General features: G+C 66.2%; 24 protein-coding genes and 1 other RNA gene. 3 read left to right on the top strand and 22 right to left on the bottom strand.

What is annotated here, in order from left to right; translation table 11 throughout:
- The 14 genes from BFL28_RS14895 to BFL28_RS14960 form a co-directional block, all read right to left on the bottom strand.
- Complete coding sequence (locus BFL28_RS14895) at window positions 1–1,170, bottom strand: carboxynorspermidine decarboxylase (RefSeq protein ID WP_069321327.1); 1,170 nt, start codon at window positions 1,168–1,170, stop codon at window positions 1–3.
- A 112-nt stretch (window positions 1,171–1,282) separates the two neighbouring features.
- Entirely contained in the window at window positions 1,283–2,488 is a 1,206-nt protein-coding gene (locus tag BFL28_RS14900) for a saccharopine dehydrogenase family protein (RefSeq protein ID WP_119184619.1), read from the bottom strand.
- A 105-nt stretch (window positions 2,489–2,593) separates the two neighbouring features.
- Entirely contained in the window at window positions 2,594–4,483 is a 1,890-nt protein-coding gene (locus BFL28_RS14905; protein ID WP_069321328.1) for an XrtA/PEP-CTERM system amidotransferase, read from the bottom strand.
- 9 nt (window positions 4,484–4,492) lie between these two features.
- Complete coding sequence (gene xrtA, locus BFL28_RS14910) at window positions 4,493–6,049, bottom strand: exosortase A (protein ID WP_069321329.1); 1,557 nt, start codon at window positions 6,047–6,049, stop codon at window positions 4,493–4,495.
- The gene (locus tag BFL28_RS14915; protein WP_069321330.1) at window positions 6,046–7,251 is read right to left on the bottom strand and encodes a TIGR03087 family PEP-CTERM/XrtA system glycosyltransferase; all 1,206 of its coding nucleotides are present in this window, start codon (window positions 7,249–7,251) and stop codon (window positions 6,046–6,048) included. The genes xrtA and BFL28_RS14915 overlap by 4 nt, the downstream gene beginning before the upstream one ends.
- Window positions 7,251–8,324 carry a FemAB family XrtA/PEP-CTERM system-associated protein gene (locus tag BFL28_RS14920; protein WP_069321331.1) on the bottom strand — a complete coding sequence of 358 codons (1,074 nt, stop codon included), beginning with the start codon at window positions 8,322–8,324 and terminating at the stop codon, window positions 7,251–7,253. Before BFL28_RS14920 ends, BFL28_RS14915 begins: the two co-directional genes overlap by 1 nt.
- A complete protein-coding gene (locus BFL28_RS14925; RefSeq protein WP_069321332.1) occupies window positions 8,321–9,163 on the bottom strand; it encodes an XrtA system polysaccharide deacetylase in 843 nt (280 codons plus the stop codon). The genes BFL28_RS14920 and BFL28_RS14925 overlap by 4 nt, the downstream gene beginning before the upstream one ends.
- Before the next feature lie 2 nt (window positions 9,164–9,165).
- The gene (locus BFL28_RS14930) at window positions 9,166–10,302 is read right to left on the bottom strand and encodes an AAA family ATPase (RefSeq protein WP_069321333.1); all 1,137 of its coding nucleotides are present in this window, start codon (window positions 10,300–10,302) and stop codon (window positions 9,166–9,168) included.
- Between the two features lie 41 nt (window positions 10,303–10,343).
- Window positions 10,344–11,942, bottom strand: coding sequence for a hypothetical protein (locus BFL28_RS14935; protein ID WP_069321334.1), 1,599 nt, complete (start codon window positions 11,940–11,942; stop codon window positions 10,344–10,346).
- Complete coding sequence (locus BFL28_RS14940) at window positions 11,939–13,015, bottom strand: AAA family ATPase (protein WP_079247189.1); 1,077 nt, start codon at window positions 13,013–13,015, stop codon at window positions 11,939–11,941. The genes BFL28_RS14935 and BFL28_RS14940 overlap by 4 nt, the downstream gene beginning before the upstream one ends.
- Window positions 13,016–13,025: 10 nt before the next feature.
- Complete coding sequence (locus tag BFL28_RS14945) at window positions 13,026–14,525, bottom strand: XrtA system polysaccharide chain length determinant (RefSeq protein ID WP_338152257.1); 1,500 nt, start codon at window positions 14,523–14,525, stop codon at window positions 13,026–13,028.
- Window positions 14,526–14,558: 33 nt separating this feature from the next.
- Window positions 14,559–15,206, bottom strand: coding sequence for an XrtA/PEP-CTERM system exopolysaccharide export protein (locus BFL28_RS14950; RefSeq protein WP_069321336.1), 648 nt, complete (start codon window positions 15,204–15,206; stop codon window positions 14,559–14,561).
- An 84-nt stretch (window positions 15,207–15,290) separates the two neighbouring features.
- Complete coding sequence (locus tag BFL28_RS14955; protein WP_069321337.1) at window positions 15,291–16,523, bottom strand: pyridoxal-dependent decarboxylase, exosortase A system-associated; 1,233 nt, start codon at window positions 16,521–16,523, stop codon at window positions 15,291–15,293.
- Entirely contained in the window at window positions 16,520–18,025 is a 1,506-nt protein-coding gene (locus BFL28_RS14960) for an acyl-CoA ligase (AMP-forming), exosortase A system-associated (protein ID WP_069321338.1), read from the bottom strand. The genes BFL28_RS14955 and BFL28_RS14960 overlap by 4 nt, the downstream gene beginning before the upstream one ends.
- A 120-nt stretch (window positions 18,026–18,145) precedes the next feature.
- Here BFL28_RS14960 and BFL28_RS14965 point away from each other — a divergent pair, with 120 nt between their 5' ends.
- From BFL28_RS14965 to BFL28_RS14975, 3 genes are read left to right on the top strand one after another with little or no spacing between them, the layout of a single operon-like run.
- Complete coding sequence (locus BFL28_RS14965; RefSeq protein ID WP_069321339.1) at window positions 18,146–18,418, top strand: acyl carrier protein; 273 nt, start codon at window positions 18,146–18,148, stop codon at window positions 18,416–18,418.
- Between the two features lie 41 nt (window positions 18,419–18,459).
- Window positions 18,460–19,116 carry a hypothetical protein gene (locus tag BFL28_RS14970; RefSeq protein WP_069321340.1) on the top strand — a complete coding sequence of 219 codons (657 nt, stop codon included), beginning with the start codon at window positions 18,460–18,462 and terminating at the stop codon, window positions 19,114–19,116.
- The gene (locus tag BFL28_RS14975; protein WP_069321341.1) at window positions 19,104–19,901 is read left to right on the top strand and encodes a hydrolase 1, exosortase A system-associated; all 798 of its coding nucleotides are present in this window, start codon (window positions 19,104–19,106) and stop codon (window positions 19,899–19,901) included. The genes BFL28_RS14970 and BFL28_RS14975 overlap by 13 nt, the downstream gene beginning before the upstream one ends.
- On the opposite strand, the gene BFL28_RS14980 is transcribed toward BFL28_RS14975, so the two are convergent.
- The 8 genes from BFL28_RS14980 to BFL28_RS15015 form a co-directional block, all read right to left on the bottom strand.
- The gene (locus tag BFL28_RS14980) at window positions 19,866–20,282 is read right to left on the bottom strand and encodes a DoxX family protein (RefSeq protein WP_069321342.1); all 417 of its coding nucleotides are present in this window, start codon (window positions 20,280–20,282) and stop codon (window positions 19,866–19,868) included. The genes BFL28_RS14975 and BFL28_RS14980 overlap by 36 nt on opposite strands.
- The gene (locus BFL28_RS14985) at window positions 20,279–20,524 is read right to left on the bottom strand and encodes a hypothetical protein (protein ID WP_069321343.1); all 246 of its coding nucleotides are present in this window, start codon (window positions 20,522–20,524) and stop codon (window positions 20,279–20,281) included. The genes BFL28_RS14980 and BFL28_RS14985 overlap by 4 nt, the downstream gene beginning before the upstream one ends.
- Before the next feature lie 90 nt (window positions 20,525–20,614).
- Window positions 20,615–21,022, bottom strand: an RNA gene (rnpB, locus tag BFL28_RS14990) — RNase P RNA component class A.
- Between the two features lie 87 nt (window positions 21,023–21,109).
- Window positions 21,110–21,817 (bottom strand): N-acetylmuramoyl-L-alanine amidase, encoded by a 708-nt coding sequence (locus tag BFL28_RS14995; RefSeq protein WP_069321344.1) that lies wholly within the window; start codon window positions 21,815–21,817, stop codon window positions 21,110–21,112.
- Between the two features lie 42 nt (window positions 21,818–21,859).
- Entirely contained in the window at window positions 21,860–22,723 is an 864-nt protein-coding gene (locus BFL28_RS15000) for a CheR family methyltransferase (RefSeq protein ID WP_069321345.1), read from the bottom strand.
- Window positions 22,723–23,778: a chemotaxis protein CheB gene (locus tag BFL28_RS15005; RefSeq protein WP_420911770.1), complete on the bottom strand. Its 1,056-nt coding sequence runs from the start codon at window positions 23,776–23,778 to the stop codon at window positions 22,723–22,725. Before BFL28_RS15005 ends, BFL28_RS15000 begins: the two co-directional genes overlap by 1 nt.
- A 10-nt stretch (window positions 23,779–23,788) precedes the next feature.
- Window positions 23,789–24,154: a response regulator gene (locus BFL28_RS15010; protein WP_069321346.1), complete on the bottom strand. Its 366-nt coding sequence runs from the start codon at window positions 24,152–24,154 to the stop codon at window positions 23,789–23,791.
- Window positions 24,155–24,228: 74 nt separating this feature from the next.
- Window positions 24,229–24,669, bottom strand: coding sequence for a chemotaxis protein CheW (locus BFL28_RS15015; RefSeq protein WP_069321347.1), 441 nt, complete (start codon window positions 24,667–24,669; stop codon window positions 24,229–24,231).
- Window position 24,670 lies beyond the last annotated feature (1 nt).

Here is a 24,670-nt window from a genome sequence, read left to right on the forward strand (position 1 = left end):
TCAGGAAAGCCGCCCCTCGAAATCCTCGTAACCGAACGATTTCACGATCCGCAGATCGTCGCTGCGGCTGTCCCACAACGCGATGCTGGGGAGTGGAACCCCGTTGAAGGTCGTCGTCTTCACCATCGAATAATGCGCCTGGTCGAGAAAGGCGAAGCGCTGGCCCGGCTGCGGGCGCTGTTCGAAGCGATAGTCGCCCAGGATGTCGCCAGCCAGACAGGACGGGCCGCCGAGGCGGACGAGCACCTCGCCCACCTCGCCTAGCATCGCCGGGCGGTACGGCGCCTCGATCACGTCGGGCATGTGGCACGTGGCAGAGATGTCGACCACGCCAATCGGCATCCCGTTGTCGAACAGGTCGACGAACTCACCCACCAGGATACCAGTGTCGAGCGCGATCGCCTCGCCTGGTTCGAGATAGACGTCGAGGCCAGTCTCCTCACGCACCCCCTTCAGGAACTGGACCAGATCGTCGCGTTGATAGTCGGCGCGCGTGATGTGGTGCCCACCGCCGAAATTAAGCCATTTAAGCTGGCCCAGATACGGCGCGATGCGTGGCTTCAAAGCCTCCCAGGTGCGCCGCAGCGGCGGGAAATCCTGCTCGCAGAGCGAATGGACATGCAGGCCGTCGATGCCATCGAGATGCTCGGGCCGCAGCTGATCCGCGGGAAAACCGAGACGCGAGTGCGGCTGGGCGGGATCGTACTTCTGGACCTCGCCTTCCGAATGCATCGGGTTGAGCCGCAGCCCGACATGGAAAGTATCGCCCCGTGCTCGCGCCGCATCCAGCTCGCCACGCATCGCCGCGTGCTGCGACGGCGTGTTGAAAATGACGTGGTCGGAAATGCGGCACACCTCCGCCATGTCGCCGGCCTTGTAGCCCGAGCAATAGGTCGCGATCTCGCCGTGATAATGATCGTCGGCAAGCTTGGCTTCCCACAACCCCGACGTCGCCACGCCGTCCAGATAGCGCCCGACGAGGTCGCCAAGCGACCACATCGAAAATGCCTTGAGCGCGAGCAGGATCTTCACCCCCGCGCGGTCGCGCACGTCGGCGATGGTCTGCAGATTGCGCTCCACCGCAGCTGCATCCACGACGAAGCAGGGCGAAGGCACGCGCGTCAGATCGAACCGGGCGAACGCGCCGGGGTCGCCCGCCTTGGTGGACATGACCGGCGGTTCAGCGCGAGTATCGGACAAGACAATTACCTCCGTAAGCCTACCGGCACCGGCAGGCGATCTCGCATAACGGAAGAAGGGAGCCGCAGCCCCCTTCCCCTCATCAGAACTTCAGCGGGCCATCCAGCTCATGTACCTGCCACGGCAGGCCATGCTTGTTGAGCATGTCCATGAAGGGATCGGGATCGAACTGCTCCATGTTGAACACGCCCTCGCCACGCCACGTGCCGTTCAGCATCAGCGCCGCGCCGATCATCGCCGGCACGCCGGTGGTATAGCTCACCGCCTGGTTGCCGGTTTCCTCGAACGCATCTTCGTGATCGCACACGTTATAGACGTAGAAGGTCTTCTCTTCGCCATCCTTCGTGCCGGTCGCGATGTCGCCGATGTTCGTCTTGCCCTTGGTCGTGGTGCCGAGCGTCGAAGGCTCGGGCAACACGGCCTTCAGGAACTGGAGCGGCACGATCTCGCGGCCTTCGTACATGATCGGCTCGATCGAGGTCAGGCCGACATTCTGCAGCACGCGCAGATGCGTCAGATACTGCTCGCCGAACGTCATCCAGAAACGCGCGCGCTCGAGCTCCGGCAGGAACTTGGCCAGGCTCTCCAGCTCCTCATGATACATGAGGTACATGTTCTTCGCGCCGACCTGATCGAATTCGAACACCTGCCGCGTCGAGAGCGCCGGGGTTTCGACCCACTCGCCATTTTCCCAGTGCCGCGCGGGCGCGGTGATCTCGCGGATGTTGATCTCGGGATTGAAGTTGGTCGCGAAATGCTGGCCGTGATCGCCGCCGTTGCAATCGAGGATGTCGAGCGTGCGAATCGTGTCGAGCAGATGCTTCTTGATGTACATCGCGAACACGCTGGTGACGCCAGGATCGAAGCCCGATCCGAGCAGCGCCATCAAGCCCGCCTTCTCGAAACGTTCCTGATAGTCCCACTGCCAGCCATAGTGGAACCGTGCCTCGTCGCGCGGCTCGTAATTGGCGGTGTCGAGATAATCGGTGCCGGTATTCAGGCACGCGTCCATCAAGTTGAGGTCCTGATACGGCAGCGCCAGATTGACCAGCAGGTTCGGCTTCACGCGTTCGATCAGCGCGCTGGTCGCCGGCACGTCGTCGGCATCCACTTCGGCGACATCAATCGTCACGCCGAACCGCTGCTTCACCGACTCCGCGATTGCCTCACACTTGAACTTACGCCGGCTCGCCAGCGTGATCTTCCCGAACAGGTCGGGGTTCTTCGCCATCTTGTGCACCGCGACCGATGAAACGCCGCCTGCGCCGATTACGAGAACGTCCTTCACGCCTTGTCCTTCCTCAAACTGACCGGGGAGTGCGCCCCATATGGGGTCGGCGCTCAGGATGCAAAGCCCGATCCTGCCGCGCGCGCATGACGGATGCGCAAAGGATCAACCGAACAGCCGCGCTAGGCTCCGCTCGAGGATCAGCAGCTGCCACAGCGTGCGGCCATGTTCCTCGCGCCCGCTGCGATGCGCATCGGCCAGGCGAGCAATTGCCTTGGGTTCGAACCAGCCGCTGCCGGCCAGCACGGCCGATCGCGCCAGCCCCGCCGCCTCGTCGGCCAGCGCGCCCCGGAACCAGGCCGAGACCGGCGTTACGAACCCCATTTTGGGCCGGTAGAGCACGTCCTTGGGCAAATAGGGTTCAAGCGCCTTCTTCATCAGCCACTTGCCCTGCCCCCGGCGGATGCGCAGCGACGCCGGCAAGCTCGCGGCGAACTCGACGAAGCGATAGTCCAGCAGCGGCTCGCGCGCCTCCAGGCTTACTGCCATGCTCGTCCTGTCCATCTTCGTCAGGATATCGCCCGGAAGCCAATGCTTGAAATCCGCATATTGCGCGCGGTCTAGACCATCCCGGGCCGGTGCATGCCGCATCGTCTCGACATAGCGTGTCTCGGCGCGATGCCCGCCCAGCTGCGCACGCGCGCCGTCGGTATAAAGGCCCTCGCGCACCGAAGGTGCGGTGACGCCCACCGCCTTGGCATAGGCTGCACCCGCGTCCTCGGCCAGCGCGAGCAGCGTCGTTTTCGCGCGAAGCGGCCGCGGTGCCCAGTCGGCCTTGGGGTACGCTCGGCCGATCGCGCCGAACATGCCGCGCACCTGGCCCGGCAACAGCGCCCGCACACGCTCTTCGGCTGCGTGGAATTTGTAGCGGCGATAGCCCGCCAGCGCCTCATCCGCGCCATCGCCCGATAGCGCCACCGTCACCTGCTCTCGCGCCAGCTCGCACACGCGATAGGTCGCCAGCGCCGAAGCGTCGGCAAAGGGCTCGTCGAAATGATGGACCAGCGTGTCAATCAGTGCGAAGTCGTCTGCCGCCGCCTTGCGCACGCGGTGATCGGTCGCGAACCGTTCGGCGACCTGGCGGGCATATGACGTCTCGTCATAGCCGGCCTCGTCGAACCCGATCGTGCAGGTTTTCACCGCCGAACGGCTCGTCTCGGCCATCAATGCGACGACCGCGCTCGAATCGACTCCGCCCGACAGGAACGCGCCGAGCGGCACATCGGCCAGCATGCGCGAACGGACGGCGGTGCGCAGGTGATCGATCAGCTGCGCCTGCAGATCTCGAACCGACCCGCTTGCGCGCCTTGAGAAGTCAACGTCCCACCACTCGACCGGCCTGCCCACCGGCTTCCCACGCTCGAGCAGCAGATAATGGCCGGCGGGAAGCTTCCTGACTCCCGCCAAAACCGAGGCATCGTCGGGAACGTAGCCAAGCCCCAGAAAGTCCTCGACTGCGCTGAAATCGGGCGTGCGGCGGAACAGCGGGTGTGCGAACAGCCCCTTGATCTCCGACGCGAATGCCACAGCCCCATCCGACAGTTCGGCATAGTGAAGCGGCTTCACACCCAGCCGGTCGCGCGCCAGCAACAGCGACTGCGCCCGCGCGTCGTACAGCGCAAAGGCGAACATGCCGTTCAACTTGTCCAGCAGCTTGACGCCCCACGCCCGCCAGCCGTGCAGCAGCACTTCGGTATCGCCGTTGCTGGCGAACCGCGCGCCCTTTGCCTCAAGCTCGGCGCGGACTTCCTGAAAGTTGTAGATCTCGCCGTTGAAGCTGACGACCACGTCCCCTTCGGGCGTCGCCATCGGCTGCGCGCCTCCGGCCAGATCGATGATCGACAACCGACGATGGCCCAGCCCCACGCCCGGCGCGGTCCATACGCCCGCGCCGTCCGGGCCGCGATGCACCAGCGCATCGGTCATCGCGCGCACCCGCGCCGGCTCGACCGGCTTGGGCACGCCTGGATAGTAAAGCCCTGCAATTCCGCACATCAGCCCGCTCTATCGCACATCGGGCGGCCGGTCGCCCCCGGCCGCCGCGTCGGCGACACGCTCCACCGGGCCGACCGCAGCCATGAAGCGTTTGATCGCCGCACGGGTCGGCAGCGCCGCATCCTTCTCGGCCGACACCAACACTGCGACGGCACGTTGCCGACCGCGGAGCAGCTTGGCCTTTAACGTCTCCGCCTTAACCCGGCCATCGCTGCCGGTCAGCACGTCGCCCACGCGATACCAGGTCACGACTTCGCGTTCTACGGGGCCAGCGGTCATGCGCAGCGCCTTGCCGCCATCCAGGGCCGGCAAATCCTCGATCCGCACCCATTTATCGTTCTCGCGAATCGCGCCTTGCCCAAAGCCGACCAGTTCCTTCCCCTCGCGCTGGCTGCCATAGACGGCCAGCACCAGATCGACCTGCGCGCCCATCCCATCTGAATAGCGGCCCATCAGGAAATGATCGGCGCCCGGGAAATTCGGCTTCCACGTCGCCCGCGCGCTGAGCGGCACCTGCTGCCAACCTGCAACCTGCGGCAGCGCGATCCTTGCCGGCAGCGTGTCCGCGCGGGCCGCAATGGCGCCGGCCCAGGCCAGGAACAGGCTGACGATGAACAGACCCGTCAGCGCCACGACGGCCGGCAGCTGCGCCGTGCCCGGCCAATGCGCCTGCAGCTTGGCGGCGTCGAACCACGGCGCGTCGGGATCACGATCGAACCACTTCCACCCGATTGCCATCACGCCCGCCATCACCAGGCCGAAGAATACCCAGCCATAGACGATATGGTCATAGCCGGTCGCCTGCTCGACCGAGGTCAAGTAAGCGGCGTAGACCGTTCCGAACGCGCGCAGCCCGTTGGCGACCATCGGCACGATCAGCGCCACGGCCATGAACGCCGCGCGTCGACGCCAGCTGACGTAACAGACGTTCGCCACCAGCGCGCCATAGGCTATCATCGCGATCACGAACTTCGCGCCGGAACAAGCCTCGGCGACCTCGAACCAGCCGTTCGGCGTGGTGATCAGCACCCCGTCGACCTGTGCCGGAACCGCGAATAGGTGCAGCAGCGGCACCAGGATTCGCACGGTCAGGTCCTGCAGCGGCCCTTCAAGCGATTCCCCGAACGGCACCAGGAAGATCATATAGGCCAGCGGAAACAGCAGTGCGCGCGTGACATTCGGGCCTAGCAGCGCGACGGCCGCACCCTGCAGCATCACCACCAACCCCAGATGCCGGAACAGCGCCACGCCGGCCGCATCGCCGATCAGCCATGCAAACCCGCCGCCGCTCATGACGACAAGCCCCGGCCACCAGCCGACCGGCGGCACCAGGGCCAGCTCACGTCGCCGCTGCCACACCAACCATGCGACGACCGGCGCGATGAACAGGCAATGCCCGAAGGTAGTGTTGGTCCAGTAGATTGCGGCAAGATCGGCGACATCGGCACGGAACAGCAACAGCAGCGCCACGCAGGTCCCCGCCAGCAATGCCGCATGACGCTGCCAGGCCGAGTCGAACAGGCCTGCGCCCCGCTCGAACGAAACGCGCGGAACTGCGATCGTCATGCCGCTACCTCGTGACCGTTCGGCAAGCGAATTTCGTCCAGCACGGCATCAAGCGCCGCGAGCTGCGCCGCCCAGCCATGGCGTTCGATCACCCGCACGCGCGCGGCATCGCCCAGCCGCTGAGCCGCCGCGGCATCGGCGAGCAGCGTGACGATCGCTTCGACGGTCGCGCTTGCATCCTCCGCGACGCTGATCGTGCCGCCGTGGTCGATGCCTGTGGCCGCGGCTGCGGACGCCACGACCGGACGCGCCATCGCCATCGCCTCCAGCACCTTGTTCTGCACTCCCCGCGCCAGCTTCAGCGGCACGACGACGACGGACGCGGCGGCAAGCCAGGGTCGCACGTCGCCAACGGCGCCGGTGACGATCACGCCGGGCTCCCTCGCCAGCGCACGGACGTCTGCGTCCGGGTTGCGACCCACAATGGCGAAGCGAACGTCGGGATGCGCCGATCGCACCTGCGGCAGGATCGCTTCGACGAACCAACGAACGCCTTCGCTATTCGGGCGATAGTCCATCTGCCCCGTGAACACGATCAGCGGTCCGGTCACCTTCTGCGGCTTGAACGACGCGTGCGGATCGAACACCGCGGTATCGATGCCATTGCCGACCGCATGCACCCGGCCCGCATGCGTGCGGTCGCAAAACAATTCAGCTTCCGCCTCGCTGACGAACAGGCTGGCATCGGCTGTTTGCGCAACGCTCGCCTCGTGAGCCAGCAGCAGTTGTGCCTCCCGCCGCATCATCCAGCCGGCAAAGCCACGCGTCGTCGCGCCGTATGTCTCGAACTTTGCCGAATCCATATCGACGAAATCCATCACGACTGATGCTTCCGTCCTGTCCGGAAGGTACTGCGCCATCTGCCCGGAAAAGACGTAGATGGTGTCGATCGGATGCCGCGCCAAAATCCCTGCGACCGTCTCGCGCATCTCGCGTTGCTCGAATGCGGTCAGCGATAGCGGCCGGCGCGACACCAGCGCCTGCACCCCGGCAACGGCCCGCGACTTCCCTCGCCACAGGATATGCGTTTCGCTGAGCGTCAGCCCGCTATCGCCGGTCAGGTCGGCGCGATCGTCGGCGAAGGCCGCAACATGCACACGCCGTTTGGCCGCAAGGTGCTTGAGGATGTGGAACGCACGGATCTTGTCCCCGCGGTCCGGAGGCCACGGCACGCGATGCGCCAGGAACAGCAGGTCTCCCATCACCCCAGACCCTTGGCGATCCAGGGTCCCATGCGGTTGGCGATGGCGAGCGGCAATCTCCGCCACAGCGCGACCTGCAGCCGGTATCTGGGATTGAGCGGGTTGGCGTCGCGGATCGACGCGCCGTTTGCGACACGGTCGTAATAGGTGAGCGGCGTCGGCACGAAGCCCCAGTTCTTCTTGAACGCCGCCGCGCCCGTGCCGACTTTCGACCGCCCGAAGTCGAACCTTGCGCAGCCCCGCTCGCGCGCGTGGCGCATCAGTTCGAAGTACATGCGGTCATTGGCTCGCAGCAGCCGTGCCGCCGCCGTGCCGCCGCCCCAATAAGGATAGACCGTACCTCGCCAATACAGGCTCAGCACCGCAGCGACCGCTTGCCCGCGGTGCCGGACGACCAGCACGTCTGATGCTGGCCCGAACTCGTTCAGCACCTCGCGAAACAGCCGCGCCGGGAACACGGGCGTGCCGAGGTTGCGCACGGATTCGGCATAGACCGCATAATGCGCCGCGACAGCGACGTCGCCCTGCCCCACCTCGACCGTCAGGTCCGCCTCCAGCGACTTGCGCACCTCTGCGCGCTGCTTGCGCGGGATCGCCAGCAATTCGGCAGCATCGTCGGCCGCCAACGCGCGCTCGAAGCCCAGATAATGCGTATCGTCGACCGTCCATTCCGGTCCGGGCCGCGGCCCGCCGCGCAACTCCACGCTGGGGCAGCTCAGCCGCTGGGCAAGAGTCCAGCACGCCTCGCCCAGCTGGTGCGCGATCTCCGGCTTGTCGGCCAGCACGCCGCCCCCCACCCCGAACCCGGCCGAAGCCAGCACCCGCCCGAACAGCGGCGAGTGCAGCTCGGTCAATGGGAGCACGCCGACGATGCCGTGTACGCCGCGTTCGGCAACCAGATAGTGCGCGCGCTGCCCGCACCCGCTCGCCACCGCCGCGCTCCACGCCGGCAGGTGAAACGGCGTGCCGTCGCGATGTTCCTCGACATAGGCCGCAATGCGCGCGCGCTCGACCGCATCGCCCAACTGAGCGATGCGCAGCGTCACAGGTCGGATCGACGCCGGCGCATTCATGGCAAGCGCGCCCGCTCCCCTGCGACCACGCGATCGGTCCGATCCCAGCGATGCCGCGCGAGCAGCGTGCGCATCTTGCCCGCCATCGCGCCAAGCCGGGCATAGTGCCGCAGCTTCGAGCGCAATGGCGCGTTTCGCACGCGCGGTTGGCCGGGATCCATATCCCATGGATGGAAGTAGAATACCGCCGGGCGTGCCTCCCGGTTCATGGCGTCGATCGCGCGATGGAAGAGCGCGCCCGGCAAGAGCCGGAAGAACCCGCCCCCCGTCACCACATCGCGGCCCAGCATGTTTGCGGTCGTCACCGGCAACTCGATCAGATCGGCGTCCGGGACCGGCCGGAAGGCCCCGCGCGGCGCATCGGCCCAGCCGTAGTGATCATGCCCGATCGGCGCGACGCTGGACGAATAGGCATAACCTTCCTCGGCCAGAATCTGGTGCGCCCAAGGGGTGCGCCCGTCGATCGAAAAGCTTGGCGCGCGATAGCCGGTAACCTTCTGTCCCGAAGCATCTTCGAGTGCCGCACGCGCACGGCGGGTGTCGGCGCGGAACTGCGTCGGCGTCATCGTGAACACACGGCCGTGATCCCAGCCATGATTGGCGACTTCATGTCCGGCATCGGCCACGCGCCGCATCAGCGCGGGATAGCGTTCCGCCACCCAGCCGAGCGTGAAGAACGTCGCCCGCACCCCGCCGTCGTCGAACAGCTCAAGCACGCGTTCGGTATTGCGTTCGACACGGTGCTCCAGCCGCGGCCAATCCTCGCGGCTGATCACCGTCTCGAACGCACCGACCTGGAACCAGTCCTCGACATCGACGGACAGCGCGTTGGCAAGCATGGTCAGGCCGCCGCGCCGCGCGCGACCGGCTCGCCCCCGTCATTCTCGATAAAGTCGACCATCAGCGTCAGCACGCGACGCAAGGCCGCATCCTGTTCCTCGAGCCGCGCCTCAAGCCGGGAAATGCGCGCAAGCAACATGTCGTCGGCGGGCGCTGTCATGGATGGGGCCGGGGCGGGCGCAGCTTCGCCCGACGCCTCGACTGTTGTTTCGACCTGAGGCTCGGGAACGGGGTCGACGTCGGCCTCGACATTGGCCTCGGCCTCAACCGTCGCTTCACTGACATGCGACGAAGCTGCCGGCGCAGGTTCGGCTGTCTCGCGCATCAGCATGTCACCGGTCATATCGGCGACCACCGCCTCAACATCCGCTGCATCGAACGTGTCGATCAGCTCGATCGCGCCGAACAGCAGCACGCGGCCGGCCAGCTGGTTGATCTTGCGCGGCGATCCGCCGGTCGCCCGGTGCATCGCGGCGACCGCATCGTCGGTGAAGTTCGGGCGCCCGTTCCACCCTACGATCGACAGCCGGTGCGCCAGATACGGCCCCAGCTCCTCGGCGCCCATCGGGTCGAGATGATGCATCGCGATCACGCGCTGGCGCAATTGCTCGAGCGAGGCATCGGCCATCCGCTCGCGAAATTCGGGCTGCCCCAGCAGGAAGATCTGCAGCAACGCATGGCCGCCCGCCTGGAAGTTCGACAGCATGCGCAGTTCCTCGACGCTCTGCGTCGGCAGCGCCTGCGCTTCGTCGACCACCAGCAGCGTGCGCTTGCCGCCCCGCGCGACTGCATGCAGCCCCTTTTCGACCGCGCCCAGCACTTGCGCCTTGGCCATGCCTGCGGTGTTGACGCCCAGCCCCTTGGCGACCAGATGCAGCAGGTCGTGCGCATCGATCTGCGTGGTCACGATCTGAACGACGTGCAGCCGCTCACGGTCGATGGTGTCCATCAGATGCCCGACCAGCGTGGTCTTGCCCGCTCCGGGGTCGCCCGTGATGACCACGAATCCTTCCGCCTGGCTCAGCCCATAGCCCAGATACGCCATCGCCTTGCGATGCGTGGCGGTGTCGAACCAGAAGGCCGGGTCGGGCGTCAGCTGGAATGGCCGTGCGCTCAGTCCGTAATGGTCGTGGTACATCGTTTCACCCTTTTCGGGGCCGAACCTAGGTTAAAAACCGTTTAGAATCCGTAACGCAGGCCCAACAGCGCTTGTGCGGACGTGTTGCCGGTCTGTCCTTCGACATCGAAGGTATAGATGCCGAGCGATGCCGTCGCGCTGAGCGGGCCGAAGCTGCGGATATACGATCCGTTCGCCCCCGCCCCCAGCACGGTCGGACTGCCCGGAATGCCGCTGACGAAGTAGTTGGCGTAGAGATTGCCCGTCAGTGTCGATTGCGGATCGAGCTGTCGCGAAGCGAACGCCTGGGCAAACCAGGTCTCGTCGCTCGTTCCCGCCAGGACCGAGCTGCCCGCCGGCACCAGGTAGCGGCGGTTGGCATAGCCCGCGCCGAACCCGAACGAGGTCGGTCCCGCGTTCAGCGCCAGCACGCCCGTGACGCCGCGCGCGCGATAATTCGCCGCGGCGATCGAACTCAGCGCATTGTCCAGGCACTGGCCCGCATTCTGCCCCGCAGCACTGAACACGCAACCGTTGAAAGCATCGCCGAATGGATCGACCGGCACGCCGAAGCGGGTCGGCAATGCCGCCAGGTTGCTTGCCAGCTGCCGGCCAAAGCTTTCGACCGAATCATACACGCCGATCTGAAGCGCGGAGCGGCGCGAGATCTGCCACTGTAGCGACCCCGTATAGCTCATCGAATCGTACCGGCGGCCGGCGCGGGCTTCCAGCATCAGGCGCGCCGCCTTGTACATGACGCCCGCATCCCAGAAGATGCCGTCGGTTTCATAGGCGATGCGCGGCGCCGACGCTTCATCCGTGACGAATCGGTCCGCGCCGTCGCGCACCACGTTGCCGTTCGCGTCGCGCAGCGCATCCTTTTGCGTGATCTCGATCTGCTCATAGCCCACGCCGCCGACGACCGCGAGGTCGCCGCCGACCGGCAACACCGCATCGGCGCGCGCGAACTTGCCGTCATAGGTCTGGTCGAGCTGGCTCGCCTCCTCGCGCTGCCATGCGCCGGCAACGCTGACTCCGATGGGCAGGTGCGCGCCGGCCTTCACGCCGGCGCGCACCTGCGCGATATGGCTGACCGCGCGGTCGTAGAGGTCGACCGGGGGCGCGGCCGGACTGACGCCGACGATCGCCGGCGCCTCGACCTTGGTCGCGCCCAGCCGATAGGCAGCGCTGACACTCGCCGGGCCGTTGCCGCTATGTGCGGTGACGCCGGCATAGCCTGAATAGACCTGGCTCGTGTTGCGGACGTTGCCCACCAGATTGCCGGGGGCGTCGCCACGCTGATCGGCCCGCGCCCGCGTCGCCAGTGCCCCGCCCTCGACCGTGACGCCGCGCGCCACGCGGACTGCCGCGCGAGCAAGGCCGCTGTGCGTGTCCTGGTCGGCGACGTCGCGCTGATAGTCGAAGCGGCGCTCATATTTGTAGGAGAGCTGCACCTCGACGCGGCGCGACTGGATCGACGCGTCGACCCCTGCGCCGATGGTCGAATAGGTCAGCACCTCGTCACTGCCCGAAAGGTCGGCGACCAGCACCTGGCTTGCGTCGATATATGGCTCGATCGATGCCCGGCTGCGGCGGCTCTGCGCCGTCGCCGGGGCCAACAGGACCGCAGCCGCAGCCAGTGCTGCGATGACCAGCTTCATTGCGCCGGCTCCCCGTAATAGGCGCCATAGCCGCCATAGCGGCGCCCGCCGGGCTGGAAGGAAACGCGGTTGAGGACCAGCTGGATCTCGTCGCACCCGTCCAGCAGTGCGACCGCTTCGCGCAGGTCGCTTTCGGAAGATTTGTCGGCGCGTACGACCAGCATCACCTGCCCGACATGGCTCGCCAGCACCGAAGCGGGCGAGGCCGCAAGCACCGGCGGCGAATCGAAGATCACGATGCGACGCGGGTTGGCAGCGGCCAGCCCGTCAAGGATGGCATGCGCACGTTCACTCGCCAGCAGTTCGGTATCAGCGACGGTCCTGGTGCCGGCGGGCAGCACGCGCAGTTGCGGCACATCGGTATCGAGGATGCAGTCTTCGGCGCTCGCGATATTGCCGTTCAGCACGTCGAGCAGCCCCGGCCCCTCCGGCGCGCCCAGCTGGTTGAGAATGTCGGGTTTGGCGAAATCGGCATCGACCAACAGGATCTCGACATCCTTCTCGGCCGCCAGGCTGAGCGCGAGGTTGATCGCGCAGAACGTCTTGCCGTCATTGGGCTTGGCCGAACACACCAGCACCATGCGCGCCTTGTCCGCGTCCCTGGGCGCGATGGCGCGCGATGTGTTCAGCAGCTGGCGCTTCACCAGCCGGAATTCCTCGGCCAGCGCGGTCACGTGTCCGCCAGGAACAATCATGCCGGCTTCGGCCAGCTTCTCGCGATCGATCGTCACGACACCGCTTGTACGTGTTACCCGGACAGCAGGTGCCGGCGCGACCACCGGATCGGGGACCAGTTCCGCCGCCGGCGGCGACGCAGGCTCCGCGTGCCGCTCGTGCGCAGGCTCCGCGTGTCGCTCGGGCGCAGGCTCCACCTGTGGCTCGGGCGCAGGCTCGATCGCGACCTCGTCGAGCATCAGCGGCTCGGGCGTCGAGGACGGCATCGATGCCGGATGTGCCTCCGGCTCGGGATAGGGCGGCAGCGGCACGTTGCGCAGCTGCGGCATCAGGTCATAGCGCTCCGCCGCCCGTTCGAGCAGCGAACCACGCAGACGCCGGGGTGTTTCGTCGTTCATGCCTTCCCCCTCACGCCGAGACCCCGCGCTGGAACATCTCCAGCCCGAGCAGCGCGACCCAGGCAAAGGCCAGGCCGCCCATTGCCGCCGCGAACATCTGCAGCTTGCGCTTGCGCAGCGCCGTCTCCGCGCTCGTCACGATCTCGCCAATCGATCCGATCACCGGCAGCCCGCTGGCACGTTCCAACTGCGCCGCGGTAGAGAAACCGCCCCTCAGCTTGGACAGGCCGAATGCCGCCGCGATCCCGCCGCCCAGGCCGACCAGCAACACGCCGGTCAACAACAGCGGGCGGTTGGGCGCAGTCGGCGCACGGGGTGCAGTCGGCGGATCGATCACGCTGAACTTCACCGCATCGGCGCGGCTCGCCGCCTGGCTGCGGAGCTTCACCTGCTCGCGATCGGCCAGCAGCTTGTCATATTGCGCCTTCAGCACCTGATAGTTGCGGTCGATCTCGGCCTGATCGGCGGCGGCGGCGGGATCGCCGGCCATCTTGTCCTCGAACGTCTGGATATCGTTTTCGATCTGCGCCTTGCGATTGCTCAGCGCGGCGACCTGCGCCGACTTGTCGGCCTGCATTGCCTTGAGACTGAGGTACAGCGGATTGCTCGAGGCGGCTCCGCCGGGGCTTACCGTCACGCGCTCGCCGCGCGCGGCGACTTGCGCGGCGCTCAGCTGGCTCTTCAGCGCGACCACGTCGGGATGATTGTCCGTCCAGCCGCGCGCGCGAGCTTCGGCCAGCTGTCCTTGAATAGCCGAAACACGCGCGCGCGCCGGGCCGGCGACGGCGGTCCCGCCCGCGCCGGCCACGGTGGCGGTGGTACCCGCCATCTGTCCATTGACTGCCGCCAGGCTGCTCTGCGCGGCGGCAAGATCGGCGCTCACCTGCGCCAATTGGCTGCGCGCCGTGGCGATGCGTTCGTTCAGCGTGCCGACGCCGGGCAGCGATCCCAGATATTTGTCAGCGAACTCGGCCTTTTTCTGCTCGGCGAGCTGCAGCGCCTTCTGTCGCTCGGTCAGCTGCTGGTCCAGGAACGTCAGCGACTGGCTCGCCTCGTCGCGTCCGGATGCCAGATTGTCCTCGACGAAGATGTCGATCAGCTTCTGGACGATGGTGCGCGACAGCTTGCCATTGTCGGCAGTCGCTGTGATCTCGAACAGATTGTCCTGCTGCGCGGTGACCTTGATCTTCTTCTGAAGTCCCGCGACCCGGTCGGCCACGTCGCGGTCGGTGGCGACGGTGTTGGCCAAGTCGGTGCCGCGCACCACCTTCTCCAGATTGACCGCACTCGCCAGCGTCGATCGGACGCGATCGATGTCCTTCTGCGCCTCCTGCTGCGTGACGACGCTGTCGCCGGGCAGCACCTGCCGCAGTTGCACGAACACGCGTGCGCGGCTTTCATACTGGTTCGGGATTTGCGACACGACCAGCCAGCCCGCTAGGCAAATAGCCCAGGCGACGCCCGCCACGATCCAGCGCTTGAGCCATACCGCGTGGATCGCGGCGCGCACTTCTGTCCAGAGACCTCCCACCGGCGCGGCCTTTTAGAACATGCTTTCGGGGATGATGATCACGTCGCCCGGCTCCAGCCGCACGTTCGCGCTCGTATCCCCGTTCTTGAGCAGGTCCGACAGCCGCAGCCGGTATTCGCGCTGCTGCCCTGTCGACCGTTCGAACCGGATCAGGCGCGCGCGGTTGCCCGCCGCAAACTCGCTGAGCCCGCCGACCGCGATCATCGCGTCCAGCATGGTCATGTTGGCGCGATAGGGCAGCGATGCCGGCTTCTCGGTCGCACCCACGATGCGGACCTGCTGGCTGAAGGTGCCGCTGAAATTCTCCACGATCACCGAGACGATCGGGTCCTTGATATACTCGGCCAGCGCGATCTTCAGGTCGTCGGCCAGCATCGCCGGCGTTTTGCCGACCGCGGGCATGTCGCTGATCAGCGGCGTGGTGATCCGCCCGTCGGGGCGCACCTGCACTTTTGCCGAAAGTTCGGGATTGCGCCACACGAAGATTTGCAGGCTGTCCATCGGCCCGATGACATATTCCTCACCCGGCCCCTCACGGCTCGCGACGAACGCACTAGGCGGCAGCCCCGGCCGGCCGCCGCCCCCGCCGGCGCAGCCCGACAGCGCTACCGCCGCGATCAGCGAGAGTGCGATCCCCTTGCCCGCCCGTTTCAAACGCATCAGCCAACCTCCTCGACCACGCCAACTCACCGAAAGTCGCGCAGGATTTGAGGATGCTATGCCGCCGGAGAGGTAAAGATGCGGTTAGCTGTGGCTGGGCGCGGCGACGATTTCGCGGGCCGGGCCATGGCCGAGGAACGCCGCCGGACTGGCGCTCGCGCCATAGGCGCCAGCCAGGAATATGGCGATGACGTCACCCGGATGAGCGGCAGGTAGCGCGACGCGGTCCGCCAATCGATCGAGCGGGGTGCACAGCGGCCCCACCACCGAAACCGTCTCACCCGGTTCGTCAGCCATGCGATGCGCCACCGCGACCGGATAGTTGCGCTTCACCACCGTGCCGAAATTGCCCGATGCAGCCAGTTGATGATGCAATCCCCCGTCGCAGACCAGGAACGTCTCGTCACCTGACTGCTTCTTGTCGATCACGGTCATCAAGTACACGCCGCATTCGCCGACGATCCAGCGGCCTAGTTCGATCGCGAACCCCGAAGCCTTCAGCGATGCCGGTCGGACCGCCAGCACCTCGCCCAGCGCCGCCCCGACCATCTCGACATCGACAGGCAAGTCACCGGAAAAATACGGAATACCGAACCCGCCGCCCAGATTGACCAGTGGCGGCGTGGCGCCGATCTCGTCCGCCAGCCTCCCCGCCAGCGCCACCGTTGCCGCCTGCGTTTCGATGATCGCCGCCGTGTCGAGCGATTGCGATCCGGCGAAGATGTGGAACCCCCGCCAGATCGCGCCGCGCTCGAGCAGCATGGTGACGAGCGCTGGAACGCGCGCCGCATCGACGCCGAAGGGCGAGGCGCGCCCGCCCATCTTCATCCCCGATCCGCGAAGTTCGAAATCGGGATTGACTCGCACCGCCAGCTTCGGCGCGATGCCGAGCCGCGCACCGATCGCCAGCGCCCGTTCCGCTTCGCCCTCGGATTCAAGGTTCAGCGTCGCCCCCGCGACGATCGCCGCCTCCAGTTCCGCGTCGCGCTTGCCCGGGCCGGCAAAGCTGATGTGCGCGGCGTCCTTGACCTTCAGCGCCTTAGCGAGCTCGCCTCCCGATGCCACATCGAGGCCACCCACCAGCGGTGCCACCGCCGCCAGCATTTCGGGCAGCGGATTTGCCTTGATTGCGAAGTGAATTTCGCACGGCTCGGGCAAAGCGGCGCGCAGCCGCTTCAGCCGCTCGGCAACGATGCCGACATCGTAGATGAACAGCGGGGAGCCATGCTCCGCAACCCACTCGCGCGCCGTCTTGCCCGCAATGGTCAGCTCACGCTCGTCCATGAAATATGGCGGGATTGGTCCCATCGGTTTCATGCCGTCAACTCCGCCTTCAATGCGCTTCGGTCGAACTTGCCGTTCGCATTGCGCGGCAGTTCGTCACGCCATTCGTATCGCGTCGGCTGCATGAAGCTCGGCAAGTCGCGCCGCAGCCGCGTGCGCAGCTTCGCCTCGGCTTCGCTCGCATCCCCCCGAGCAACGGCCACGACGACTACCGCCTGGCCCAGCCGAGCATCCCTGACCCCAAACGCCGCCGCCTCCCGTGCTTCACCGCCGGCCATCACCGCTTCCTCGACCTCGGTCGGGCTGATGCGGTTGCCGGCTGACTTGATCATTTCGTCGTCGCGGCCGACAAAGCGCAAAAGGCCGTCCGTGCCTTCGACGACATTGTCACCCGAAAACACCGCCATGCCGCCATAACACGAAAAATCCGGCGCCTGTTTGAAGCGCTGTGCGGTTCGTTCGGGATCCTGCCAATAGCCCTGCGCGACGAGCGGGCCGGCATGGACCAACTCACCCGCTTCACCCGGATCGGCGCGCGACCCATCCGGCCGCACCACCATGATCTCCGCAAAGGGGATCGCGCGCCCCATCGATTCGGGATTGGCATCGACCTCAGCCGGGTCGAGATAGGTCGAGCGAAACGCCTCGGTCAGCCCGTACATGGGATAAAGATCCGCATTCGGGAACATCGTGCGCAGCCCGCGCACCATTGGCATGGTCAGCGCTCCGCCCGAATTGGTCAGCCGCTTTACCTTGCCCGCCACGTCGCCCCACTCGCTGTCGAGCAACTGCACCCACAGTGGCGGAACACCCGCGATCGTGGTGACGTCATGCCGGTCCACCGCCTTGATCACGTCCTTTGCCGTCAGATAATCGAGCGGGATCACGCGCCCGCCCCCGGCCCAGGTCGAAAACAGCTGGTTCTGGCCATAGTCGAAGCTGAGCGGAAGCACGCCCAGCACGCGGTCTGCCGGCGTGATCTTGAGGTAGTGCGCGACCGAGATCGCGCCGAGCCACATATTGGCATGGCTCAGCATCACCCCCTTGGGCCGCCCCGTCGATCCCGAGGTATAGAGGATCGCCGCCAACTCACCCGGATCGGCGGCCGATGGCGGCAACGCGTCAAGCTGCGTCGGCTCATCCTCCAGCACCACGCGGCATCCGGCCGGCACATCGCCGGCCTCCAGTGTCCCGGCACGCGCGGCTTGCGTAAGCAGCAACGATGCACCGCTGTCGCTCAGGATATGCGCGATCTGTGCCCGCTTCAGCACGGGATTGACCGGCACGTGAACCAGCCCCACGCGTGCCGCAGCCAATGGCATCAGGCACGCAGTCCGCGTCTTGGGCAGCCAGCTTGCCACGCGTGCGCCGCGCGAGAAGTCCTGCGCCGCCAGCCAGTGCGCCAGCGCGCCCACGGCCGTTTCCAGATCGGCATAGCGCCACGCACCCGCGCGGTCCTCAAGGGCGATGTCGCCCGGCGCGCCCAGCGCCGTCAGCGCATCGATCGGCCGCGGGTTCGGATCGAGTTCCACCATGCCGATTCCCTTACCGCTCACTCGTTAACGATACAGTGCCAAACAAGTGTTAGCAGGTGCAGCACTTGGCAGCGCATGTGCCACCCCGTAAACGGGCGCGAAACAACAGGGGGAATTCAGGTGCAGCCGGACGGATTTCACGAGGTCGAGGAAACGGTGCGCGGCGTGCTGCGCGACGTGCTCGGCATCGATGCGGCCCGGGCCGCGACCTTCGATCAGGCGACGCCCTTGTTCGGCGCGCTCCCCGAACTCGATTCGATGGCGGTCGCCGGCGTATTGACCGAGCTTGAAGATCGCCTGGGCATCGTGATCGAGGATGATGAGGTCGATGGCGACATGCTCGACACGTTCGGCGCGCTGACCACTTTCGCCGCTTCCAAGGCGCTCACCTGATCCGCTTCGATCAGTATGACGGACCGGCGGGGGTCGAGGCAATGCTTCGTCTCGGCCCCGATACCGGTCCGGTGGTGATCGCTGCGCTTCCGCTGTTCGAGGAAGCGAACCGCACGCGTGCCTTTGCCATCGCGGTCCTGCGTGCGTTGGCCCAGCGCGGCATCGCCGGCGCATTGCCCGACCTGCCGGGTCAAGGCGAGAGCCTCCTCCCGACGCATGAGACCAGCCTCGCGTTACTGCAGGCCGGTCTTGCCGCGGCTGCCGCAAGCCTGCCCGGCCCAGTCTTCACCTTCGCCATCCGAAGTGGCGCGCTCCTCGACGGCGCAGCGGCGCTTGCCGGCCGTTATCACCTGTCGCCAATGACCGGCGCGGACCTGCGGCGCGAACTTGTTCGTGCCCGCCAGGCTTCGGCGCGCGAGTCAGGCGAGCCGTTCGACGCCGCCGCGATGGATACGGCGGCGGGGCCGATCGAACTTGCCGGCAACCTGATCGCTCCGCAGCTTTTGCGCGAACTTTCCGATGCCGCGCCGGTGGTCGACGGCGCGCGTATCGTTCGCCTGCAAACCGAGGCGAAGCCAGCCGATGCAAAGCTCGACGGCAGTCCGTTATGGCGCCGCGCGGAACCCGATAACGACCTGGCTTTTGCAGCCCGCGTCGCGGTCGACATCGTCAGCTGGATCGCGACATGCGCAGGCTGATTCAATTCACCTGCGCCGGCGAAGAGCTTGTTGCGACGCTTGATGGAGCGGTCGGCACCACCGGCTTGCTGATCGTTTCGGGCGGCAACGAAATCCGCATCGGTGCGCATCGCGGCATGGCCGAACTCGCCGCCAACATCGCCGCTGCCGGTTACCCGGTATTTCGCTACGACCGCCGCGGTATCGGTGATTCCTCAGGGATAAACAATGGCTTCGAAGGTTCATCTGAGGATATTCGTGAAGCCGTCGCGGCATTTCGCCGCGAAGTCCCGCACCTCACGCGCATCGTCGCGTTCGGTAATTGCGACGCGGCGAGCGCGCTGATCCTCTTTCATGCCGGTGCCGCGATCGACGGACTGGTTATCACCAACCCCTGGACGATCGAGGCGGCGGACGATCTCCCCCCAGCCGCTGCGATCCGCTCGCGTTATATCGAAAAACTGAAAAATCCGCGCGAGCTGCTTCGCCTGATGACTGGTGGCGTAAATATCCGTAAACTTATCGGTGGTTTAGTGAAGGCTTCTTCCAACCCGTCGCAAGCCTCCAACAGCCTTCCCGCCCGGCTTGCCCGTGCGTTTGAGAGCAGCACGATCCCGATCACGATCCTGCTCGCCGAACGCGACAACACCGCGGTGGCGTTCGTCGAGAACTGGCAGCATGAGGCCTTCGCCGCCTACCGCGCGCGCACCACGCTGCACCGCTGCGACACCGACAGCCACAGCTTCGCCCGTCCGCAGGACAAGGCTTGGCTAGTTGCCCAGGTCCTCGCCGCCCTTAGCGATTGATCGCCGAATCGCGCCGCTCGCCCACAGCGCCCACCAGATGATCAGCGGCTGCACCAGCAATCGCGGGATGTGGTACCACGCGGACAGCCCCGTGCCCGCGCTCACGTCGATCATCGCGTGCTTCACGTTCGCCGGGAACACGCACAGCGCATAGACGGCGAATGCCCAACCCGCCGCGACGCGCCATTGCCGCGTCAGCAACCCCGCCGCGCCAATCAGTTCGCAAATTCCCGTCATGATGACCACCGCCCGGGCCATCGGCACCCAATCGGGCGTGATCCGCACCATTGCATCGGTAAAGACGAGATGCCCGATCCCGGCCAGCAGATAGAATCCGGCGAGCGCCAACCGGGCAATGCGACGCCAGCGGGACGCGCTCACCGCCGGTCCCCGAGCATCGCGGACCGCGCCGAATGAGATTGGCGAGCATGGCAGGTGCAGTTCGACATTCCCGAGATCTCATGCAGCATCGCACCGACATCCCTGCCGGTCCGGTCGAGCCATGGCGGCAAGACTGCTTCGGCGGCATACCCTGGACCGACGCTCGCATTCGCGGCATCTGCCGTTGCGGCCAGAATGATGTCGAGCGGTGCCGTCGCCGGAAGGAAAGGGTCGCGTGTCATCTCAAACGCTCGACGCGACTATTCGCCTGTGCAACGTCGCTGGCAAGTCGAGTTTTGTCGCAATCTCAGCCGCCGCTTGGGCGGGAGGAAAATGCCAGAGGGTCTGTAAGCCGGGTTCTGTCCACGCTCGCCCTTTCCCGTGTGGGAGGTGCTGGCGATGGGCGGCCATTCCTCTAGGCCGGCACTTACGTGACGGCTCAAGCAATCAACCCGGACCGCGAGGCGGAACTCCCCATATGCGGTCCCTATTCGATCTTGCTCCCGGTGGGGTTTGCCATGCCGCTTCCGTTGCCGGTCGCGCGGTGCGCTCTTGCCGCACCCTTTCACCCTTGCTCCTGCCCCGACGTAAAAGCCGGGACGGTGAGCGGTCTGCTCTCTGTGGCACTTTCCCTAAGTCCGGCGAACCGAACCCGCCGGGCGTTACCCGGCACCGTGTTCCCGTGGAGCCCGGACTTTCCTCCCCCGCGCAAGCGCGGCGGCGACCGCCCGACCCTCTGGCAAGCGCGCGCTAGCCGATCGCCGCGGCGAAGTCAGCCCTTTTCACGAACCGGTCTGGGGAGGCGTAACGTGCGCGACGATGGTCGGCTACTCGTCGCCCTGCGGCTTTGGCAGCAACAGCGCCAGCAGGATCATACGGCACTCCGCATCGATGGTTCCGTCGATCAGTTCCGGCCGGAACCGCCGCTGGAACGCCACGGTCGCTGCGAGCGGATCGGAGACGTCGTAGCCGAATCGCTCGAGCGCCAGCAGAAACCCGGCGTCGCCCCATCCGGGGTCCATCAGGTTCTTGGTCGGGCGTGGCAGCGCCAGCCGCAGCCGCGCCAGCTTGCCCCAGGGGAACAGCTCGCCCGGATCCTGCTTGCGCGCCGGCGCGATGTCGGAATGGCCCACGATGTTGCCCCGCGTAACGCCATGCCGTTGCTTGATGGCGTGGGTGAGCCGGATTACGGCGTCCATCTGCTCATCCGGGAACGGGCGGTAGCCGAACTCGTGCCCCGGATTACAAATCTCGATTCCGACCGATGCAGAATTGATGTCGGTGACCCCCCGCCAGTGCGATTTACCGGCGTGCCAGGCGCGCTTGCCTTCATCGACCAGCCGAACGATCTGGCCGTCCTCTGCCACCAGATAATGGCTCGATACCTTATAAGCCGGATCGCGCAGCCGCTCTATCGCCTCTTCGGCGGTCTTCATGCCGGTATAGTGCAATACGATGATGCTGACCGGCAGCTTGCGATCGTCGAAATTGGGCGACGGCGCGTCGATCCAGCTGAGTTCGGCTCGTTCAAGCATTGCTGCAAGGGATGGGACGAGCCGCGGCGAAAGGCAAGGCCGTCAGCGCACTGCGGCGCGCGTCAGGCTCGCCTGCCCCGAATCCGCCACATAGAAACCGCGGAAGCGATCGCTTGGCCGGAACGCCTCGGTCTGCCCGATGACCGTCTCGCCAGCGCCGAGTACCAGCAACCCGCCGTCCCTCGTCGCGGCATGCAGCGTGTCGAAAACCGACCGCCGCACCGACGCGGAGAAATAGAGCAGCACGTTGCGGCAGAGCACGATGTCGAACTTGCCGACCGGCGCTGGGTCGCGCGTCAGGTTGTGACAACGGAACTGAACGCGCTTGGCGAGTTCAGGCCGCACGACCCATTCGCCATTCTCGCTGTCGAACCAGCTGACCATGCGACGAACCGGCAAACCCCGCTGAATCTCGAATTGCGAATACCGGCCAGCCCGCGCCCGGACCAAGGCCTGCGGGCAGACATCGCTCGCCACGATCTCGGGCATCGCCAGCCCGCGCGAAACCGCAAGCTCCTCGAACAGCATCGCCAGCGAATAGGGCTCCTGCCCGACCGAACACCCCGCCGACCAGACACGCAACCGTCGCCCCGGATGTTCAGCCTGGATGGCCAGCGCTGCTTCGGCAACCATCTCAAGCACGCCGGCGTCGCGAAAGAACGAGCTTTCCTGGTTCAGCAATGCGTTGATCACGGCGTCGGCCAGCGGCCCGTGCCTTTCGCCGGCGAGGCGAGCGATCAGCTGATCCAGCGTATCCAGGCCATGCTCGCGCAACACGGGCTTCAGCGCCGTCTCGATGCGCCAGGCACGATTCGCCGCAATCTGTTGGCCGGTTCGCTGTTCCAGCAGGGCACCGATTACGTTGACCGCGCCGGGCGAGGCGAAGCTTTGCTGCGGGCCGAGCATCAGCTGGGCCTCCGGCCGCTGGCGACCATCCGCCCGATCTCGTCCGGCGGCAGCACGGCGGCGGCTCGCTCGGCAATCGCGCCGGGCATGCCCCAGACGACGGAGCTGGCGCGATCCTGCACGATCACGCTGCCGCCCGCCTCGATCAGCTGCGCGGCGCCGATGGCCCCGTCACGTCCCATACCCGACAGAATGACCCCCAGACCGCGCGCCCCGAAAATCGCCGCCACCGATTCCAGCATCGGATCGACCGAGGGCGTGCAACCGCTCGGCACGGGCTCATGGCTCAGCCGAATAGCTACCCCGTCCGAGGTGCGCACGCACCGCACATGGGCATGGCCGGGCGCAACATAGATGCGCCCCGGGCGCACCCGCATATGATCGTCCGCGACTTCGCACGGCCGCCCGGCCAATACCGCCAGCTGCATCGCGAAATAACTCATGAACGAAGCCGGCAAATGCTGGGTAATCAGGATCGGGGGCTGAAACGCGGCGGGGATGGCGCGGAGCATCTGGCTCAGCGCATGGATGCCGCCGGTCGAAGCGCCGACTGCGATCAGGTCGAAATCGACTACTGGGCTGGTTGCATCCACTGCACTGATGGCGACCGGCACTGCGCCGTCGAACATCCGCCGCATGCGATCTTCCAGCACGACCGAGAATCGTCCCGCGAAACTGCCGACCCCCGGCTTGACCAGCGTATCGGCCGCGCCCAGCGCCAGCGCCTGCACTGCCGACGCAGCGCCGTCGTCGGCGCTCGATGAAACGACCAGCACTTTCGCACCCTGCCCCGCCGCCAACAGGTCCGGCAGGCCAGCGAGGCCCCCGACCCCCGGCATCTCGAGGTCAAGCAGGATCACATCGACTCGTTCCTGCGCCAGATGATGGAGCGCGCCGCGCACGTCGCTGACGGCGCCGGCAACGTGGAACCCCTCCATTGCCTCGATCATGCGACCGATCACCGCGCGCGCGACGACCGAATCGTCCACGATCAACACACGAATGGCCACGTCGCGAACCGGTGTTCCGGCCGCGGCAAGTTGCTGCATGGTCATGGGAGGCGCCTTATGCGACGCCGACGATCTGAAGCTTGCTCTGCAGCGTCTCGCGGTCGAACGGCTTCATCACATATTCGTCCGCGCCCGCCTCGATTGCGGCCCGGATATACGCCATGCCGTTCTCGGTGGTGCAGAACACGACCTTGGGCTTTTGCGCGATGCCGCTTTCCTTGAGCGCGCGAAGGAAATCCATGCCGGTCATCACGGGCATGTTCCAGTCGAGCAGGACCACGTCGGGCGCCGCCTCCAGACAGGAATCCAGCGCCTCCCGCCCGTCACCGGCTTCACGCACGGTGAAGTTCAGCGTTTCCAGGATATGGCGGGCCACCTTGCGGATCACCTTGGAATCATCGACGACGAGGCAGGTCTTCATGGGGCTCCGTTCCCGCTGAGTGGCGCGATCTTGAAGGTGTATGACAGCAACATGTAAGCAGCGCGTTAAGATGGTCAGGCAGCTTGCTGCGACTGTGCGGGCTGCCCCGGCACCAGCGCGATGAGGTCGATCGCCAGGATCGGTTCGCCGTCTCGCTGGATCAGCCCACGCGCCGCTGCCGCCCATGCGCCGCTCAGCGCGACCCCCTGTGCGATCGGCTGAAGTTCGAACGGCGCTACATCGTCCAGCGAATCGACCAGTAAAGCATAATGGTGCCCATCCACCCGCGTGATCACGGCGCGTCCGGGCTCGCGTTCCGGCGCCGCCATGCCCAGCGCCGCGATGGTATCGATCACCGTCACCACCCGGCTGCGCAGCGCGGTGAGTCCGCGCACATGGCCGCCGGCACGCGGAACGGCCACGATGACGCCGACATCAACGACCGATTCGACCTGCTCGGCAGCAATCGCCACGGCTCGTCCGGCGACATGGGCAATCAGGAACAATTGCTCCATC

Origin of the sequence: Sphingomonas turrisvirgatae (genome assembly GCF_001721295.1) — a bacterium.
Lineage (GTDB): Bacteria > Pseudomonadota > Alphaproteobacteria > Sphingomonadales > Sphingomonadaceae > Sphingomonas > Sphingomonas turrisvirgatae.

Bases quoted from the DNA above. Each gene is read 5' to 3' on its own strand.
- BFL28_RS15015 (WP_069321347.1), bottom strand. From the start codon at position 24,669: ATGGAGCAATTGTTCCTGATTGCCCATGTCGCCGGACGAGCCGTGGCG.
- BFL28_RS14895 (WP_069321327.1), bottom strand. From the start codon at position 1,170: ATGTCCACCAAGGCGGGCGACCCCGGCGCGTTCGCCCGGTTCGATCTG.
- BFL28_RS14950 (WP_069321336.1), bottom strand. From the start codon at position 15,206: ATGCGTTTGAAACGGGCGGGCAAGGGGATCGCACTCTCGCTGATCGCG.
- BFL28_RS14955 (WP_069321337.1), bottom strand. From the start codon at position 16,523: ATGAAACCGATGGGACCAATCCCGCCATATTTCATGGACGAGCGTGAG.
- BFL28_RS15005 (WP_420911770.1), bottom strand. From the start codon at position 23,778: ATGACCATGCAGCAACTTGCCGCGGCCGGAACACCGGTTCGCGACGTG.
- BFL28_RS14935 (WP_069321334.1), bottom strand. From the start codon at position 11,942: ATGAAGCTGGTCATCGCAGCACTGGCTGCGGCTGCGGTCCTGTTGGCC.
- BFL28_RS14920 (WP_069321331.1), bottom strand. From the start codon at position 8,324: ATGAATGCGCCGGCGTCGATCCGACCTGTGACGCTGCGCATCGCTCAG.
- BFL28_RS14985 (WP_069321343.1), bottom strand. From the start codon at position 20,524: ATGACACGCGACCCTTTCCTTCCGGCGACGGCACCGCTCGACATCATT.
- BFL28_RS14970 (WP_069321340.1), top strand. From the start codon at position 18,460: ATGCTTCGTCTCGGCCCCGATACCGGTCCGGTGGTGATCGCTGCGCTT.
- BFL28_RS15000 (WP_069321345.1), bottom strand. From the start codon at position 22,723: ATGCTCGGCCCGCAGCAAAGCTTCGCCTCGCCCGGCGCGGTCAACGTA.
- BFL28_RS14960 (WP_069321338.1), bottom strand. From the start codon at position 18,025: ATGGTGGAACTCGATCCGAACCCGCGGCCGATCGATGCGCTGACGGCG.
- BFL28_RS14915 (WP_069321330.1), bottom strand. From the start codon at position 7,251: ATGGGAGACCTGCTGTTCCTGGCGCATCGCGTGCCGTGGCCTCCGGAC.
- BFL28_RS14925 (WP_069321332.1), bottom strand. From the start codon at position 9,163: ATGCTTGCCAACGCGCTGTCCGTCGATGTCGAGGACTGGTTCCAGGTC.
- BFL28_RS14940 (WP_079247189.1), bottom strand. From the start codon at position 13,015: ATGAACGACGAAACACCCCGGCGTCTGCGTGGTTCGCTGCTCGAACGG.
- BFL28_RS14930 (WP_069321333.1), bottom strand. From the start codon at position 10,302: ATGTACCACGACCATTACGGACTGAGCGCACGGCCATTCCAGCTGACG.
- BFL28_RS14995 (WP_069321344.1), bottom strand. From the start codon at position 21,817: ATGCTTGAACGAGCCGAACTCAGCTGGATCGACGCGCCGTCGCCCAAT.
- xrtA (WP_069321329.1), bottom strand. From the start codon at position 6,049: ATGACGATCGCAGTTCCGCGCGTTTCGTTCGAGCGGGGCGCAGGCCTG.
- BFL28_RS14905 (WP_069321328.1), bottom strand. From the start codon at position 4,483: ATGTGCGGAATTGCAGGGCTTTACTATCCAGGCGTGCCCAAGCCGGTC.
- BFL28_RS15010 (WP_069321346.1), bottom strand. From the start codon at position 24,154: ATGAAGACCTGCCTCGTCGTCGATGATTCCAAGGTGATCCGCAAGGTG.
- BFL28_RS14975 (WP_069321341.1), top strand. From the start codon at position 19,104: ATGCGCAGGCTGATTCAATTCACCTGCGCCGGCGAAGAGCTTGTTGCG.